This is a genomic window from Kitasatospora sp. NPDC001261 (genome assembly GCF_042896795.1).
In the GTDB taxonomy this organism is placed as follows: domain Bacteria; phylum Actinomycetota; class Actinomycetes; order Streptomycetales; family Streptomycetaceae; genus Kitasatospora.
This window is the reverse complement of sequence record NZ_JBIAXP010000003.1, coordinates 72,116-86,894: the sequence shown is the minus strand read 5'-3', so window position 1 is coordinate 86,894 and position 14,779 is coordinate 72,116. Positions and strand designations below refer to the sequence as shown.

10 protein-coding genes are annotated in these 14,779 nt (G+C 69.7%); 3 read left to right on the top strand and 7 right to left on the bottom strand.

Annotated features, from left to right (window positions below; genetic code table 11):
- Positions 1-70: 70 nt before the first annotated feature.
- Positions 71-913 (top strand): methyltransferase domain-containing protein, encoded by an 843-nt coding sequence (locus ACFY4B_RS05390; protein WP_387966560.1) that lies wholly within the window; start codon positions 71-73, stop codon positions 911-913.
- A gap of 36 nt (positions 914-949) precedes the next feature.
- On the opposite strand, the gene ACFY4B_RS05385 is transcribed toward ACFY4B_RS05390, so the two are convergent.
- On the bottom strand, positions 950-1,216 hold the full coding sequence (locus ACFY4B_RS05385; RefSeq protein ID WP_053111985.1) for a hypothetical protein: 267 nt from the start codon (positions 1,214-1,216) through the stop codon (positions 950-952).
- Between the two features lie 223 nt (positions 1,217-1,439).
- Here ACFY4B_RS05385 and ACFY4B_RS05380 point away from each other — a divergent pair, with 223 nt between their 5' ends.
- Positions 1,440-2,402, top strand: coding sequence for a phosphatidylinositol-specific phospholipase C (locus ACFY4B_RS05380; protein WP_387966559.1), 963 nt, complete (start codon positions 1,440-1,442; stop codon positions 2,400-2,402).
- Between the two features lie 240 nt (positions 2,403-2,642).
- A complete protein-coding gene (locus ACFY4B_RS05375) occupies positions 2,643-3,947 on the top strand; it encodes an alpha/beta hydrolase family protein (protein WP_387966558.1) in 1,305 nt (434 codons plus the stop codon).
- Positions 3,948-4,005: 58 nt separating this feature from the next.
- Here the strand turns inward: ACFY4B_RS05375 and ACFY4B_RS05370 are convergent, their stop codons facing one another.
- The 6 genes from ACFY4B_RS05370 to ACFY4B_RS05345 form a co-directional block, all read right to left on the bottom strand.
- On the bottom strand, positions 4,006-4,254 hold the full coding sequence (locus ACFY4B_RS05370) for a hypothetical protein (RefSeq protein WP_387966557.1): 249 nt from the start codon (positions 4,252-4,254) through the stop codon (positions 4,006-4,008).
- 176 nt (positions 4,255-4,430) lie between these two features.
- Positions 4,431-4,943 (bottom strand): hypothetical protein, encoded by a 513-nt coding sequence (locus ACFY4B_RS05365; RefSeq protein ID WP_387966556.1) that lies wholly within the window; start codon positions 4,941-4,943, stop codon positions 4,431-4,433.
- A 479-nt stretch (positions 4,944-5,422) separates the two neighbouring features.
- Positions 5,423-5,641 (bottom strand): hypothetical protein, encoded by a 219-nt coding sequence (locus tag ACFY4B_RS05360; protein ID WP_049650196.1) that lies wholly within the window; start codon positions 5,639-5,641, stop codon positions 5,423-5,425.
- Positions 5,642-5,732: 91 nt separating this feature from the next.
- Entirely contained in the window at positions 5,733-6,413 is a 681-nt protein-coding gene (locus tag ACFY4B_RS05355; protein WP_387966555.1) for a hypothetical protein, read from the bottom strand.
- Positions 6,414-6,975: 562 nt separating this feature from the next.
- Positions 6,976-7,407: a hypothetical protein gene (locus tag ACFY4B_RS05350; protein ID WP_049650194.1), complete on the bottom strand. Its 432-nt coding sequence runs from the start codon at positions 7,405-7,407 to the stop codon at positions 6,976-6,978.
- A 276-nt stretch (positions 7,408-7,683) separates the two neighbouring features.
- Positions 7,684-14,640, bottom strand: coding sequence for an RHS repeat-associated core domain-containing protein (locus ACFY4B_RS05345; RefSeq protein ID WP_387966554.1), 6,957 nt, complete (start codon positions 14,638-14,640; stop codon positions 7,684-7,686).
- Positions 14,641-14,779: the final 139 nt, after the last annotated feature.

The window sequence follows — 14,779 nt, the reverse complement described above, 5'->3', positions numbered from 1 at the left end:
CGTGCCGTGCCGCGAGGAGCACGGGCGGGATGTCGCCGATGGACCGTCATGTCCGTTTAGGGTGGCGCCCATGACCGACCCGCGCCCCACCTCGGCCTTCCACCGCGCCAACGCCGACCCAGCGAAAACCGACCGCTTGGTCGCCGCGCTGGACGCCCAGGCCGCCAACCCCGGGGTACGGCGCCTGCGCGCGTGGGCGCACGAGCGGCTCGCCGTACGCCCTGGCGAGCGCGCGCTGGACGTCGGCGCCGGCACCGGTTCGGAGACCCGGGTGCTCGCGGCGGCGGTCAGCCCGGAGGGCGGTGCGGCCGGCGGCAGCACGGGAAGCGCGATCGGCGTCGAACCGCACCCCGGCCTGCGGGCCGTCGCCGAACGGCGCACCACCGAGGCCGGCAGCCCGGCCCGCTTCCTGGACGGCGACGCGCAGGCGCTGCCGCTGCCCGACGGCGGGCTGGACGCGGTCTGGTGCGAGCGCGTTCTCCAGCACCTCACCGACCCGGCGAAGGCCGTCGCCGAGATCGCCCGGGTGCTGCGCCCGGGCGGCCGGGTCGCGCTGCTGGACACCGACTGGTCGACCTTCCTGCTGCACCCGGTGGCCCCGGACGTCCGTCCCGCGCTGGCCGCCGTCGTCCAGGGCGCCGCCGCCCAGCCGGAGGCCGGGCGCAGCCTCGCGGGCTGGCTGGTCGAGGCCGGGCTGACCGTCGACACCCTCGGCGCCGACGTCCTCCTGCACGACCCCCACACGGTCGGCGGACCGATCCTCCGCGGTCTCGGCGCGGCGGCCGTCGGCCGGGGCCTGCTCACCGAGGAGCAGCGCGACCGGCTCTACGCCGACCTCGACGCGGCCGCCGGGCACGGGGCGTTCCACCTGTCGGTGACGATGTTCGCCGCGATCGCCCACCGGCCCCGCTGACCGGCCGCTCGAACGTTCTCCTGATCCTCAGGACTCTCAGAGCCGGTGCAGCGCCGCCTCGCAGAGCCGGCACCGCTGCTGCTCCAGCTCGGGCGGGTACCACGGCTCGCCCGGCCGGGCGGGGCGGTAGTGGGCGTGCTCCATCGGCGCGGTGTCCAGCCCGCAGAGGGTGCGCGCCTGCGGGTCCTCCGGGACGTCCGGGTCCTGGCCGGCGGCGTGCACCGCGACCACGCCCGGCCCGACGCCCTCGGGGCCGAGGGCCTGGTCCGGGGCCAGTTCGAAGAGGACGACGATCGCAGCCACGGTCCCACCGTGGCGGGCGGCGGCCGTCCGCGCATTTCGATCTTCACCCCGCCGGGGCCGTCCGGCCCCGGATTGCCGGCGTCGTGAACCTGCCAAAGCAGTGGCCGCGTGCTCCAAGATGACAAGCGCACCACTCGCACGACTCGCACAACTCGCACGACTCGCACGACCGACCGGACCAACCGGACGACTCCGGACCGACTGGACCCCAAGGAGCCGCACCATGGGCATCGCACGCCGTGAACTCCTCAGCTGGGGCGCGGGATTCGGCGCCGCCGCCCTCGGAGGCCTCGCCCTCCCGGGCAGCGCCTCGGCCTCCCCCTCCGCCGCCTCCTCGACCACCCCGCGCGGGCTGCCGACCGACAGCTGGATGAGCCGCCTGAACGGCAGCACCTCCCTCCTGGACCTCACCATCCCCGGCACCCACGACTCCTGCTGCGAGAACCCCGCCTACGGCACCGAGTGGTCGCACACCCAGAACTGGGGCCTGCCCCAGCAGTTGACCGAGGGCGTCCGCTTCCTCGACATCCGCTGCAACGGCCTCCAGGGCGCGCCCGACGAACTCGGGATCTACCACTCGGACAACTACCAGCACATCCGGCTCCAGGACGTGCTCGACCAGTGCCGCTCCTTCCTCCGCTCGCACCCCGGCGAGACCGTCCTGATGCGCCTGCGCAACGAGCGCGCCGGCGGCCAGGCGCTCGACGACACCGAGTTCATGCGGCGGATCAACCACTACCTCGACGGGCTCGGCTACCGCGACCTGTTCCACTTCTACGGCTGGCCGACCCTCGCCACCGCCCGGGGGAAGGTCGTCCTGATCGCCGACTTCACCAACCCGTGGGGCCTGATCGACTGGTCCAGCGGCGAGAACGGCTACTTCGACACCCAGGACCTCTGGCAGACCGGCGGCACCGACCCCCTGGGGACCAAGGGCCAGCGCATCGTCGCCCAGTTCGACAAGGCCTTCCTCAACCCGGGCTACTCGAAGATGTTCGTCAACTTCCTTTCGTACGCAGGTGGTTACTGGCCCAAGACCAGCTCTCAGACCTTGATGGACCGCAGCATCTACCCGTACCTGAACGCCCGCACCCAGCAGCGCGCCCGGTTCGGCATCGTGCCGATGGACTTCCCGGACTTCCACGTCAACGTGCTGCAGATGCTGATCGACAAGAACTTCATCTAGGCACATCGGCAACGGCACCATCCCTCTCGGCACCATCCGCCTCGGCCCCCTCGGCCCCCTCCCGCACCCGAGGGGGCCGAGACGTCGACCGCACGCCCTCGGGGCCGCCCTTCGCGAGACCCCGCGCACGCCCGTTCCGCATCAGCCCGGGGATGTAAACCCGTGGGCCAATGCCAGATGACAGATCATCAATCCACAGGCCGATGCCGCCCCCGCGCCCCACGTGACAGCGTTCCGCGCATGGACACCACGCCGATGGACACGACGCCGACGGGCACCACGCCGATGGACAGCACGCCGACCGCCCGCCCCACCGGACCGAGCCGCCGCCGCATGCTCGGCGCCGCCCTCGCACTGGGCGCCGTCGCGCCGCTGGGCCTCGCCCACGCCGCCTCGGCCGCCCCCGCCTCCACCCCCGCTTCCTCCACGGGCACCAGCACCGGCACCGGCCCCGACTCCCCCGGCCGCCTCACCCTGCCCGCGCCCACCGGCCCCTTCCCCGTGGGCATGGTGCCACTGCACCTGCGCGACGAGGCCAGGCTCGACCCGAACGCCCGGCCCGGAAAGTTCCGCGAGCTGATGGCCACCGTCTGGTACCCGGCCCGGGCCGCGGCCGCCGACGCGTACCCGCTCGCCCCCTGGATGACCGACGGCGCCCTGAAGGCCTTCCTCGACGACGCCGGCTTCCCCCTCCCTCTCTCGCTCGCCCCGCTCACCGCCGGCCACCAGGGCGCCCCCGTCCATCGGGCCGGCCGGCCGCTGCCCGTCATCGTCTACTCGCACGGCGCGGGCAGCCACCGCGCCGACCACACCATCGTGGTCCAGGAGTTGGCCAGCCACGGCTTCGCCGTCGTCACCGTCGACCACACCCACGACGGATTCACCGAGTTCCCCGACGGCACCGTCGTCACCCGGGACGGCGTGGCCCCGGGGCTGGCCCCGAAGGACTACGCCGCCGACCTGCTCTTCCTCCTCGACCGCGTCGTCGACCTCGCCAACGGCCGCAACCCCGACGTCGACGGCCGCACCCTGCCGACCGGCCTGCTCGGCAACCTGGACGCGCGGAACATGGGCGCCTTCGGCTGGTCCAAGGGCGGCACCGCCGTCGGCCTCGCCATGGTCGCCGACCAGCGCATCCGCGCCGGGCTCACCCTGGACGGGCGGATGGAGTCGAACCCCGCCATCACCACCGACATCGACCGGCCGTTCATGATGATGACCGCCCGCTACACCCGGGCCACCAGCCCGTTCATCGAGACCTTCTGGGGCCACCTGCGCGGCTGGCGCCTCGACGTCCAGGCCACCGGCGCCATCCACAGCTCCTACGGCGACAACATGACGCTGATCCCGCAGGCGGGCAAGCTGCTCGGCATGACCGAGCAGGAGATCCAGTCCCAGGTCGGCACCCTCGACCCCGACCGCGGCGTCCTCGTCCAACAGGCCTACCCGCGCGCCTTCTTCGACCTCCACCTGCGGGGCCGGCACTGCGGCAACCTGCTCGACGGACCGTCGACGGCCTTCCCGGAGGTCGTCTACCACCCGTAGGCCCGGTACGGCGGGCGGCCGTCACGGGGGTACGGCCGCCCGCAAGGCCCGCAGACGCTCAACTCCCCTCCCTGATCTTCGGGTTGACCGCGCAGAAGTAGACCCGTCCAGTCTGCTTGTCGAAGTAGAAGCTCCCCGAGTACTGGGTCCGGGTGACCGACTCGTCGAAGGCCCTGCTGTGGAGCCACCTGGTCGGGTCACCCACCTCGGCGGCGATCTCCTCCGGGACACCGCAACCGATGGAGACCTCCTCCCACGTCCCGTTCACCGTGATCTCCGCCAGCTTCGCCGACTCGACCCGTGCCACCCCTTGCACACTCACGTCGGTCGGCCCGGGAACCCACGTCACGGAGTTCTGCGTCAGCACCCGGCCGACCCACATCGCCGCCGACAGCGAACCCAGCTGCGGGAAACGGCGCTTCAGCAGTTCGGCGTCGGCCAGGCAGATTCCGCCCGCGCACCGGGCCCGCGGCGGCCGGCCCCTCAGCACTGCACGACACGGCCCTTCTCGAAGCCGAGGTCGAGACGATCCTCGTCCGGCTTCCCGTCCCGCTGGACGGCCACCCGGTACTCCCCCTGGAGATTCCTCGGGATCGAGGCGGTGTAGACGGTGCGCCGGGCCCCGGCCAGGTCGACCGCGTACACCTGGCGGACCGGGAAATCCCTTCCCTGGCACGACAGACGGTCGATCGTCTCACCGCTGGCCATCACCCGCACCACCCACGACGCCTCCCCGTCGCGTTCGCGCAGCCCCGGGTCCACGAAGACGCCGACGCCGGGAACCCGCCGCCCGGAGGTCTCCTCCACCGTCTCGCACCAACCCGCCATGACGCTCTCCGACGCGGCGCACAGACCCCCGGTCCGCTCCGCCTGCCAGATCAGCTCCGGCCCGTACCCGCCGTCGTACTCGACCAGCGTGAACCGATCACCCGCCGGCGCCGTCCCGTTCTCCTTCGCCGTCCGCAGGATCACCTGCTTCGAGCTCTCCGCAAACACCGGCCGGACCACGGGCGCCGACGTGACACCCTTGCCCGCCACCCCTCCGGCCCCACCCCCGCTGCACGCACTGGCAGCACACACCAGACCCACGAGAACAGCGCTCACCCTCATGGAACGTCCCACCACGTGACTCATCCCCCCATGCGCATTGCTCAAGACTTCGCCATGGCACCGCCGACCGGACGGCCCCAGTCTTCTCGGCCTGCCGGATCAGCGCCGGGCGAACTACGCTCTGACGATCAGCAGGAGGCCCGCCAGCAGGACAACCCCCTCCCGCGACTTCGGGAAGCCCCGCACAGCACGGTCACCTGTTCCTCCCCCTGCGGCCCGGGCCGGGACCGGCACCGCTTCGCCTCCGGATGAACGCCGTGGGCGTCCCACCCGATCATCGGATGGGACGCTCACGGATGACCCACCGTTCCACGTCAGCGGCCCGGAACGCACCCGGGATCGCCTCCGCGGCGGAACTCAGCGGCTCACTTGTTGAAGAAGAGCGACACGAGTATGCGTATGACCATGACGCTCGAGAGGACGGTGAACCCCCACCCCACAACCAGGTGGATGCCGGCCGGCCCGTCCTTGGAGGACCTCCCGGAGGGCTGCGTGAACCACTTCGAGAAACCTCGGTAGTCCGTGACCATGGCCACTCCGAGGAACAGGGGGATCAGGAACGCCAGAGCAACGAGGATGCGCACAAGGATCTCCCGGACGGTCCAGGGCGGTAGCGGCGGTAGGAACCCGACCCGCGGACCCTACCAAGCCCAGTCCGCTGCCTCGCCCGCCCGGTCAGCACCGCGCCGGGCCGGCGACCCGATCCATGTTGAGCGTCACGCGGTCCTCGGCCGGCTGCCCGTCCCGTCGGACGGCCACCCGGTACTCGCCCTGGAGTCCGCGCGGTATCGACACCGTGTAGACGGTGTGGAGCACGCCGTCGACCGTGACCTCGTACGCCCTCCGTGCCGGAAAGCTCCGCCCCTGGCACATGACCCGATCGACCGTCTCACCGCTGGACAGCAGCATGACCGACCACTTCCCCTCGTGGAGGGCGGCGCCGATGAAGGTTCCGACCCCCGGGTTCGGCCTCGCGGCGATGTCCGCGAGCGGAATACAGGGACCCGAGCTACGCGACGATCCCGAACAGACCGCGCCGGTCCCCTTCGCCCGCCAGATCAGCTCCGGGCCGTACCCGCTGTCGTACCGAACCTCCGTGGCCTCGCCACCGGCCGGAGCCCAGCCGTTCTCCGCGGCCGATCGCAGGATCCGCCGCCTCTCGACCTCCGAGAGCGTCGCCCCTTCCTCACCGAGCGGCCACGCGACCTCGGCCGCCACCCCACCGGACACGGCGCCCGCCGACGCCCCGCCGTGCCCACCGGACGCCCCAGTGCACGCACTGGCGCCACACAACAGCCCCACCAGAACCACCCGGAACACCATCGAATGCCCTATCACGCGAATCGCCTCCCCCACCGAAGACCGGTCTCCCGCTCATCCCACCGCGCGCGTCAGGATCCCGCCACGCGAGCCACCTCCCCTCCAGAAGCCAGGTCCTCGTGCCCATCAATCGTCACCAACCCCCTTCCGCCCCTGAACAAGTACGCAGGGACGCCCCACGCGACGAACGGATGGGAAGATTCCCGGAGACCGGTTCGACGCAGCTTCGTGATCCTCGGGCTATTGCCGATAGGACGGCCCTTGGCGGGCACCCATATCGACCAGCCTTAGCACGTCCCGACAAGCCCCGTCGCGGAGACCATCACGAGGGCGCCCAAGGCGTAGGGGATCGGCCAGCCCATCCCTGGTCCCGGAGTGACCGTCGCGACCCCGGCCAGCCAGGCCGGAAGTCCCCCGTGACACCGTCGTACAAGACGCCGATATCGGTAGGGCTGCGACCCGAGTCCCAGCCATCGCTCCAATACAGGGTTCGAAGGTCCCTCACAGACTCCGCCAGCTCAAGGGCCTCACCAAACACCGGTGGCGGGACAGCCCCGAAGGCCGCCCCGCCACCGTCACACATACCGACTACGTCGGCTCAGCACTGAACGGCGTAGCCCTTCTCCAGACCGAGGTCGAGCCGTTCTTCTTCCGACTGCCCGTCTCGCTGGACGGCCACCCGGTACTCACCTTGAAGACTCCTTGGGATGATGGCGGTGTAGACGGTGCGCTGGGCGCCGGCCAGGCTGATCGAGTACACCTGACGCACCGGGAAGTTCCTTCCCTGGCAGGAGAGATGGTCGATCGTCTCACCGCTGGCCATCACCTGCACTGCCCACCATGGATCCTCCTCGCGGTTGAACAGCCCGGAGTCTCCGAAGATGCCGACTCCGGGAACCCGTTCCTCGGCAATCTGCTTCTCAGTCTTGCATCTCCCGGACGCGACGACCTCCGATGCGATGCAGAGACCACCGGTCTCCTCCGGCTGCCAGATCAGCTGCGGGTCGTACCCGCCGTCGAACTCGATCACCGTAAACCGGTCACCCGCTGGTGCCGTCCCGTCCGCCTTCGCGGTACGAAGGATCAGCTTCTTGTAGCTCTCCGGGAAGGTGTGCTGAGCCGTAGCCGTCGATGCGGTCCCACCAGTGGCGACCGACCCGTCGCCTCCGGACGCCCCGGTGCACGCACTTACACCGCACAACAGACCTGCGAGGACAACACAGAATATCGCCGAACGTCCCGTCACATCACTCACCTCCCGTGGGCGAAAATTTGCGCCTGCTCGAACCGGAGACTCCATGGCCCATCAATTCCTACCTAGGACCAGCTCGGGCGAGGAGTCGAAGGTGACGCGGTTCCAGTTGAGCATCTCGTAGGTTGCCCAATCCTTCGTTGTCACACTGCCGTCCGAATGATAGTAGGTCGTCCGGTAGCTCCATTTCCGGAAAGACGGCGCGAACCCGTATTGTTGCCCCTTCTTGACCATCAGGTTCCGTGACTCGGTGGTCGTGTCCGCGTCGGTCGTCGCCTCGGACGTCTGGGTACTATCCTCCGTGCTGTCGTTCCAGTTGATTTCGCCGTCGACCTTGAGGACGCCATAGAAATCCGCCGATCCGGCGATCTTGCGCCCCTCCGACTTGCTCACCTTGCTCGCAAGCTGCTTGGTCCACTGCTTGGTCTTCGTTCTGCTGTCAACGAGCGCGAGCGGCCCGTCCGCATCCGCGGTCCGGATATCAGCCCCGACGTTCTTGTCAATGTAGTCCTCGTAGGTACTCTTCGTCGAGGTTGCGAGGACATCAGTGCCACCATCGGGCCGGTTCTTGCTCACGTCATAGGCACGGTCAGGCTTCGGCTTCTTGTTGTTCCTAGGCGAACCCAACGGCGGCGGGCTGTTGAGGTACTCTTCCAACCCCTGCTGCCGGTAGGCCTCTCCAGCCTTGTTGTCCGCAACAATCTTGTCGTAGTTCGGGCCCTGCCACTGCGTCTCCTCAGTGAGCTTGGTGCCCATGTTGGTGCACTTGGCGAAGCCGCTCGCGCACTCCTCCAACGCCATGCCGGTGGGGTCGGTCTTGTTGACCGGACTGTTGTTGCTGTAGGCGTAGGCGTTCCACTGCTGCGGGTCCTCGGGGAGGAGTAGCGGGTCGGGGTTGAGGAAGCGGCCGGTGCCCGGCTGGTACTGGCGGGCGCCGAGGTTGGTGAAGCCAGTGGTGTCGTCCTTGAGTCCGCCGACGTAGCCCTTGTCGCCGGCCCAGGAGTTGGCCGCGCCGGAGCCGCGCAGGACGCCGAACGGGTCGGTCCAGCGGCGGGTCTCGGCACTGGTGGCCGAGTCGATGGAGAGCGTGCCGGTGTTGTGGTGGTCGGTGAACTGGTAGGTGAGCTTGGTCGGGCCCTGGCGGACCAGGGTGACGCCGCCGGGCATGGTGTAGTAGCGGGTGCCGGTGCTGGTCTTGCTGCCGGTGTCGTAGACGAGTTCGTCTCCGCCGCCGAGGTTGACCGTGATCTTGCCCGGGTTGCGGCGGATCAGCTGGTTGCCGTCCGCGTCGTAGAGGTAGCCGGTGGTGGAGGTGCCCTGCTTCATCGAGGCGAGCTTGCCCTCGGCGTCCCAGGTCAGTTCCGTGCCGTTGGCCGCGTCCACGGCGTTCCAAGTGGAGGTGCCCCACTTGGACACCCAGCCCGGCGCGTAGACGATGAACTTGCCGTCGTCCTGGACGACCGCGAAGTACTTGCTGTTCGCCCCGATCCAGGTCTGCGAGGACCACAGCGGCACGCGCTGCGGGTCGTAGACCACGAAGTTGCCGTCGTCCTGCATGGTCGCCCAGGCACCCGGGTGGTTCTGGGTGTTGGTCGACCAGGTCACCAGGCCGGTGCGCAGCGAGGTCAGCACGAGGTTGCCGTCGGTCTGCATGGTCAGCTGAGTGGAGTTGGAGCGCACCGACTCACCGGAGTTGAGCACGAAGCCCGCGCCCAGCGTCTTGGTGGCGGCCGGGTTGGCGATCTTCGTGGTGTTCCCGGCCGCGTCGTACTGGTTGCTCCCGGGGGTGCTGCCGTTGTTCGGGAAGGTGGACTTCACCGTCGTCGGCACGTGCGGACCGCCGGTGCCGCCACCCGTGCCGGCCGCGGTGGTCGGCGTGTTGCGGGTGCCCGGGGTCGGGAAGGCCTGGTCGATCGTCAGGTCCTTCGAGACGTCGCCGGTCGGGTTGTGCATGACCAGCTTGGTCCGGTTGCCGACCGCGTCGTAGGTGTAGTCCTGCCAGTACGCCGCACTCCCGCCCACCGTGGTCTTCGCCGGAGCGACCGCACCATTGGTCGGCGTCGCGTTGGCGCACGCGCCCTGCCCGGCGAGCGACGGCGTCGGCTGGTTCAGCTTCCCCGTGTCCGACCAGGCCGAGGTCAGTCGGCCCAGGTAGTCGTGGGTGAAGCACTGGAGGTCGGTCGCGGCCGGAGTGTTGTTCGGGATCGTCCGGATCGCGGTGATCTGGCCCGCCGGGTCGTACGCGTAGGTGGTGTTCTGGACGGTACCGGTGGTGGCGGTCTGCTTGTCGACGTACTGGGTCAGCACGCGCCCGGTCGGCTCGTCGTACGTGTTCGTCGCGACGATCTGCGTGCCCCACGGGTTCATCGTGGTACGGATGTTACGCCCGTAGGCATCCCAGTCCGCCTGCCGCAGATAGGTGTAACCGGCCCCACTGATGTCGTTGAGCTCGCCATAGGACTCGTAGTTGTAGTTGATCGACTCCTGCGCCAGGTCACCCGCCGCGGCGCGCCCGTCAGCGATGATGGAGCCACTGACAGGGTTGTACGCCGCCGTGTAGTCGAACGTCACCTGCCCGGTCTTGCCGACCTCGCTGCCCGGGATGGCGACGGTGGTCTTCGTCGGACGGTAGGCAGCGTCGAACTCGCCAACGGACTTGGTGTAAGCCGCGCCCCCGGCACCACCGACGTAGCGGGTCGAGGAACTGGCCTGCCCCTTGGCCACGGTGTCGTAGGTGAAGCCGGTCAGCTGGTTCGCCGGGTCCGTCGTGCCACTGAACGTACCCGTCTTGCGGCCGAGCAGGTCGTACGTCATCGCGATCGTCTGCCCACGCGCGTCCGTCGTGGTCGCGACCCGTCCGCCCGCGTCATACGTACGTGTCGACACACCGGAGTCCGGGTCGTCGTTCTTCACCAGGCGGCCGCGCTGGTCGTAGGCGAGGCTCCAGGTGTTGCCTGCGGCGTCCACCCGGGTCGCCGGCTGGCCGTTCGCGTTGTAGGTGTACGTGGTGACGTCGGCGTCGGCCGGGTTGCCGGTCGCCGTCGGTGTCCGGTACTGCCACAGCTGCGCGGTGCGGCCACGGGCGTCGGTCACGGTGCTGGTCGCGGTCGCGCCACTCGGCGGCGACACGTCGACCCGGTCCGCCCCCGGGTACGCCGTGGTGTTCGTGGTCTGCAGCGTGCCCAGCGCCACGAACTGCGTGCTCACCGCTCGCCCCAGGCCGTCGAACTGGATCACGCTCGCGCTCGGCACCTTCGCGCCTTCGGGGATCCACCGGGTGGTGTTCGGAGTGGTGGTGTCCTCGTAGTAGTTGTTGTACTTCCGGTTGACGCGCCCCTGCGAGTCGTAGAACGTGTCCGTGATCAGGCGGCCGTGGTAGGAGGAGACCGCGGGATCGCCCTGGGTCTGCACCAGGCGGCCCAGACCGTCCAGGATCTGCACCGACTTCCCGTACGTCTTGCCGTCCGGACGCAGCGAGTTCGTCGTTGTGGTGGACGGTGACGACGTGCCGTTGACGGCGTAGTCGTAGGTGGCGTTGGCGTTGCTCGCCGTGTCCTGTCCCGGAGCCCAGGCCGCCTTCAGTCGGCCCAGCCCGTCATAGGTCTTGGTCACGGTCCGGCCGTTGGGGTCGCTCGTGGTGAGCGCCAGACCGCGGGCTGGGTTCAACGTGACCGTGGTCGTGCGGGGCGTGCCCGCGTCGGGTGCACCGGCCGGGGCCGGGCTACCGGTGACCACCTTGGTGGGCAATTCGCCCGGGCTCGCCGAACTGTACGCGGTCGTCACGGTCGCGCCGCCGGGGTTGGCCTTGTCGGTGACCGTCGGGTCCGTGGCGGCCGTGGTGCGGCCGTATGTGTCGTAGCCGGCCGTGGCCTTGAGGACGTACTGGGCCGCACCGTTGGCGTCGTAGTGGTCCAGTACCTGGGTTCCGGTGGCCTCGCCCTTGGCTCCGGCAGTGCCGAAGTCCTGGCCGTCGTAGAGCGTGCGGGTGTCGGAGATCGTGTTGGCCGGCGACGCGTTGACGGTGCAGGCGTTGGCGCCGGAGATCACGAAGACCTCGGAGACCAGACCGGTCATCTGCCGGTTCGCCGCAGCCGCGTAGCGGTAGCGGGTGCACACATCCGACGTGCCGTCGGCCGTGCTCAGCGAGGTGGTGACCCGGTTGTTGCTATCGGGGTCAGTGGTGGTCGCGGTCGAGGTGGTGCGAGTACCAGTCGTGGTCACTGCCGTGGTGGTCGAGGTGACCTTGGTCGCCTGGTACCGGGCCACCAGGTCCGGCAGTCCGGCCCGCGTGCGCGTGGCCTTCGCCACGGGGGCCTCGTACGTGTTCACCGTGTACGAGAGCGGCGAAGCCGGGTCGGCGGACGCGTCCGCGTAGCTGTCCGTCTCCAGGATCTGACCGAACAGCCAGTCGGAGTCGGCCCGTCCGCCGCTCTTCACGCCCGCGACGGAAGCGGCCTTGGCCTTGCCGTCCGCCTTGTAGTCGCCGTCCATGCCCTGGTAGTAGCTGGTCGTCGACTTCGACCGCGGCCCGTCCTTGCCGGAGCCGGTCACCGTGGTGACGCTGGCGTAGCCGCGGAACTGGTCCCAGGTTCGGTAGTCCGATTCGACGAGCGCACTGTCGTTGCGGTGCCACGCGGCGGGACCGTACACGTAGGAGGTCGTCGTCGCCACCGCGCCGGTGATCAGCTTGGCGTTAGGGTCGGCGGTGACCGTCTCCACCGGGTACCGCAGGAACCAGTCGTCCACCGTCGTCTGCACTCCGGTGTCGAACCACTTCACCGGGAAGCAGCTCTTGTCGTTGCCGTCCGCCGAAGCCGGCATCCTCCCGGTCGTGCGCGAGCAGGACTCCTTGGCGTACGACACCAGGATCGTGCCGCCGGTCTCGGTGGTGATGACCGCCAGACGCGGGCGGTAGTACCGCGGACGCGCGGGCACCAGGCCGTCGACCCGGTTGGGCAGCAGCTCGTCGGCGAAGGTCATCTCCGGCAGCGCCTGCTCGGCCTGGCCGTTGGCGGTGTCCTTGCCCGTGCGCTTCACGGACTGCAGCCAGGCGATCGGTGCGTTGTCCGTCGCGTTCGCCGGCGTCTTGAACACGTGCTTCAGGTCGTAGTGGTCCACCGGTCGGTACGTGCCGCCCGAACGGATCGTCGTCGTGATCCCGTTCAGCCACTTCGTCGACCAGTACGTCGGAACGAAGTTGGTGCACGTCCCGGTGTCCTGGCACTGCTTGTCCAGCGGGGCATCCGGCCAGTTCGCCGCGTTCGCCGCCGTGCGCTGCGAAGGGTCGCAGGCCTTGGCGTCCTCCAGGCAGCGCTCCCCCGACTCGAAGTCGATCTTCGCAGCCGCCTGGTACGTGCCTCCGGCGGCGAGCTGGTCGGACAGCTGCTGCCCGTAGGCGATCGACAGGAGCACACCACCGCGGGTGTACGACGTGTTCGTGCCCTTCCCGCTGTTCTGGGCGCCGCCGCGCGCGTACACGTTGGTCTCGGGCGTGTAGGAGTAGGTGGTCAGGTTGCCGTGCGGGTCGACCACGTAGTCCAGGTTCCAGCGCCACGCCGTCTGGCACCAGGAGCCCTTGCCCTTGGCCGCGTCGTAGCACGGGTCACCGGCGTTCGGCGAGTACACCGGCGTCGTCCACGCGGACTTGCTCTCCGGGCCCACCTTGCTGGGCGAACCGTCGGCCGCCGGAAGCTGGTTGAGGCCGAAGTAGTAGACCACTCCCGAGGTGTCCGTCACCTTCAGGTACGAGCCGTTCCAGGTGCCGTTGTTGGCGCCGGTCAGGAACTCGATCTTCGTCCCGTCGTCATTCTTCAGGTGCCAGGTGCACTTCGACTGCTCGTCGACACCGTTACCGGCCGTGCAGGAGGGCTCCGGAACGAGCTCACCGGAGTGGCCGCCCAGCGACAGCGTCAGGTTCGCACCGCCCCAGCACTGGTCACCCGAGCCGGGGATGCCGGCCTTGTCGCACGTCCGGTAGCCCCGCTCGACGAATCCGGAACTCAGGTCCCAGCCGTCACCGATCCACGACGCCTGCGCGTTCGTCGATGCCGTCTTCCCGTCCACCGACGCCGAGTCGTAACCCAGCGCCAACGTGGGAGCGGCACCTCCGAGAGTCGACGGGGTCACGATCGGGTAGCTGTAGGTGAACGACCCCGAGCCGCTGCCCGCCGCCCACGCCTGGCTCGGCGACAGCGACGTCGCGCTGTAGGTGCCGGTCCCGCTGGAAGGAGCGGCGGTGAGTGCCAGCACCACCTGCGCGGGAGCGGCGGCCAGTGCCGGGGCACCCGCGGACTTGGCCTGAGCGCGCTGCCCCTCGGCCGAGCCGGTCGTGGTGGCGGGCAGGTCGATGTCCGCCACGAGTCGCTTGGCCTGCTCGTCGTAGTGCGAGGTGACCGGCGTACGCGCCTGGCAGCCGTCGGCGTCCGGCGTCGTCAACGCACACTCCGGCAGAACCGCCAACCCGGCCCTGTGCGCGAAGTCGCCACCGGAACCCAACGATCCCAGGTCGAGCCCTATCCGGACCTTCCCCGGCTGGGCCTCGTCGCCGCTCCGCGACAGCGCCACCAGTGCCGTCGGCGCACCCGCGTCCGGACCGGAGCCCGGCGCGGCCGCGAGCGTCACCTGCACGGGCGCGGCAGCAGCGGCGTCGCCGGCGCGGGCGACCGGAGCCACCCAGACCGGCAGGTCACCCGCCTGCTTCGACGCGCCGACGACAGACTCCCGCCCGTCCGCCGCGCCGGCGTCCCGGTCGGTCGGCGTGCCCAGGGCGACCACCGCCGTGCCGTGCTTCGGCTGCGGCACGCTCTTCGGTGGCACCCAGTCCGGCGAGCCGGTGTTCGGCGAGGAAGCCTTGGGTTTGTCCGTCGTCCCGGGCACCGAGGCCGTCCGCTGGAGCGGCGTGTTCGGCGGCGACCAGACCTTGCCCTTGCCCCCATCCGCGGGGGCGGCGACTGCGGTACCGAGCGGCGCGGCCAGCATGCTCAGTACGGCGAAGGAACCCAGAATTGCCATTCGAGGCTTGCGCCACCGTGACGGTGAATCACCCCATCCGGATTCACCGGGTGGTATTTCTACTTCGGAAGACACTTTTACCCCCCCAAGAAGAGTCCGCACCGCCGATCGATGCGGACGGGATCTCGCAGGAGGGTAG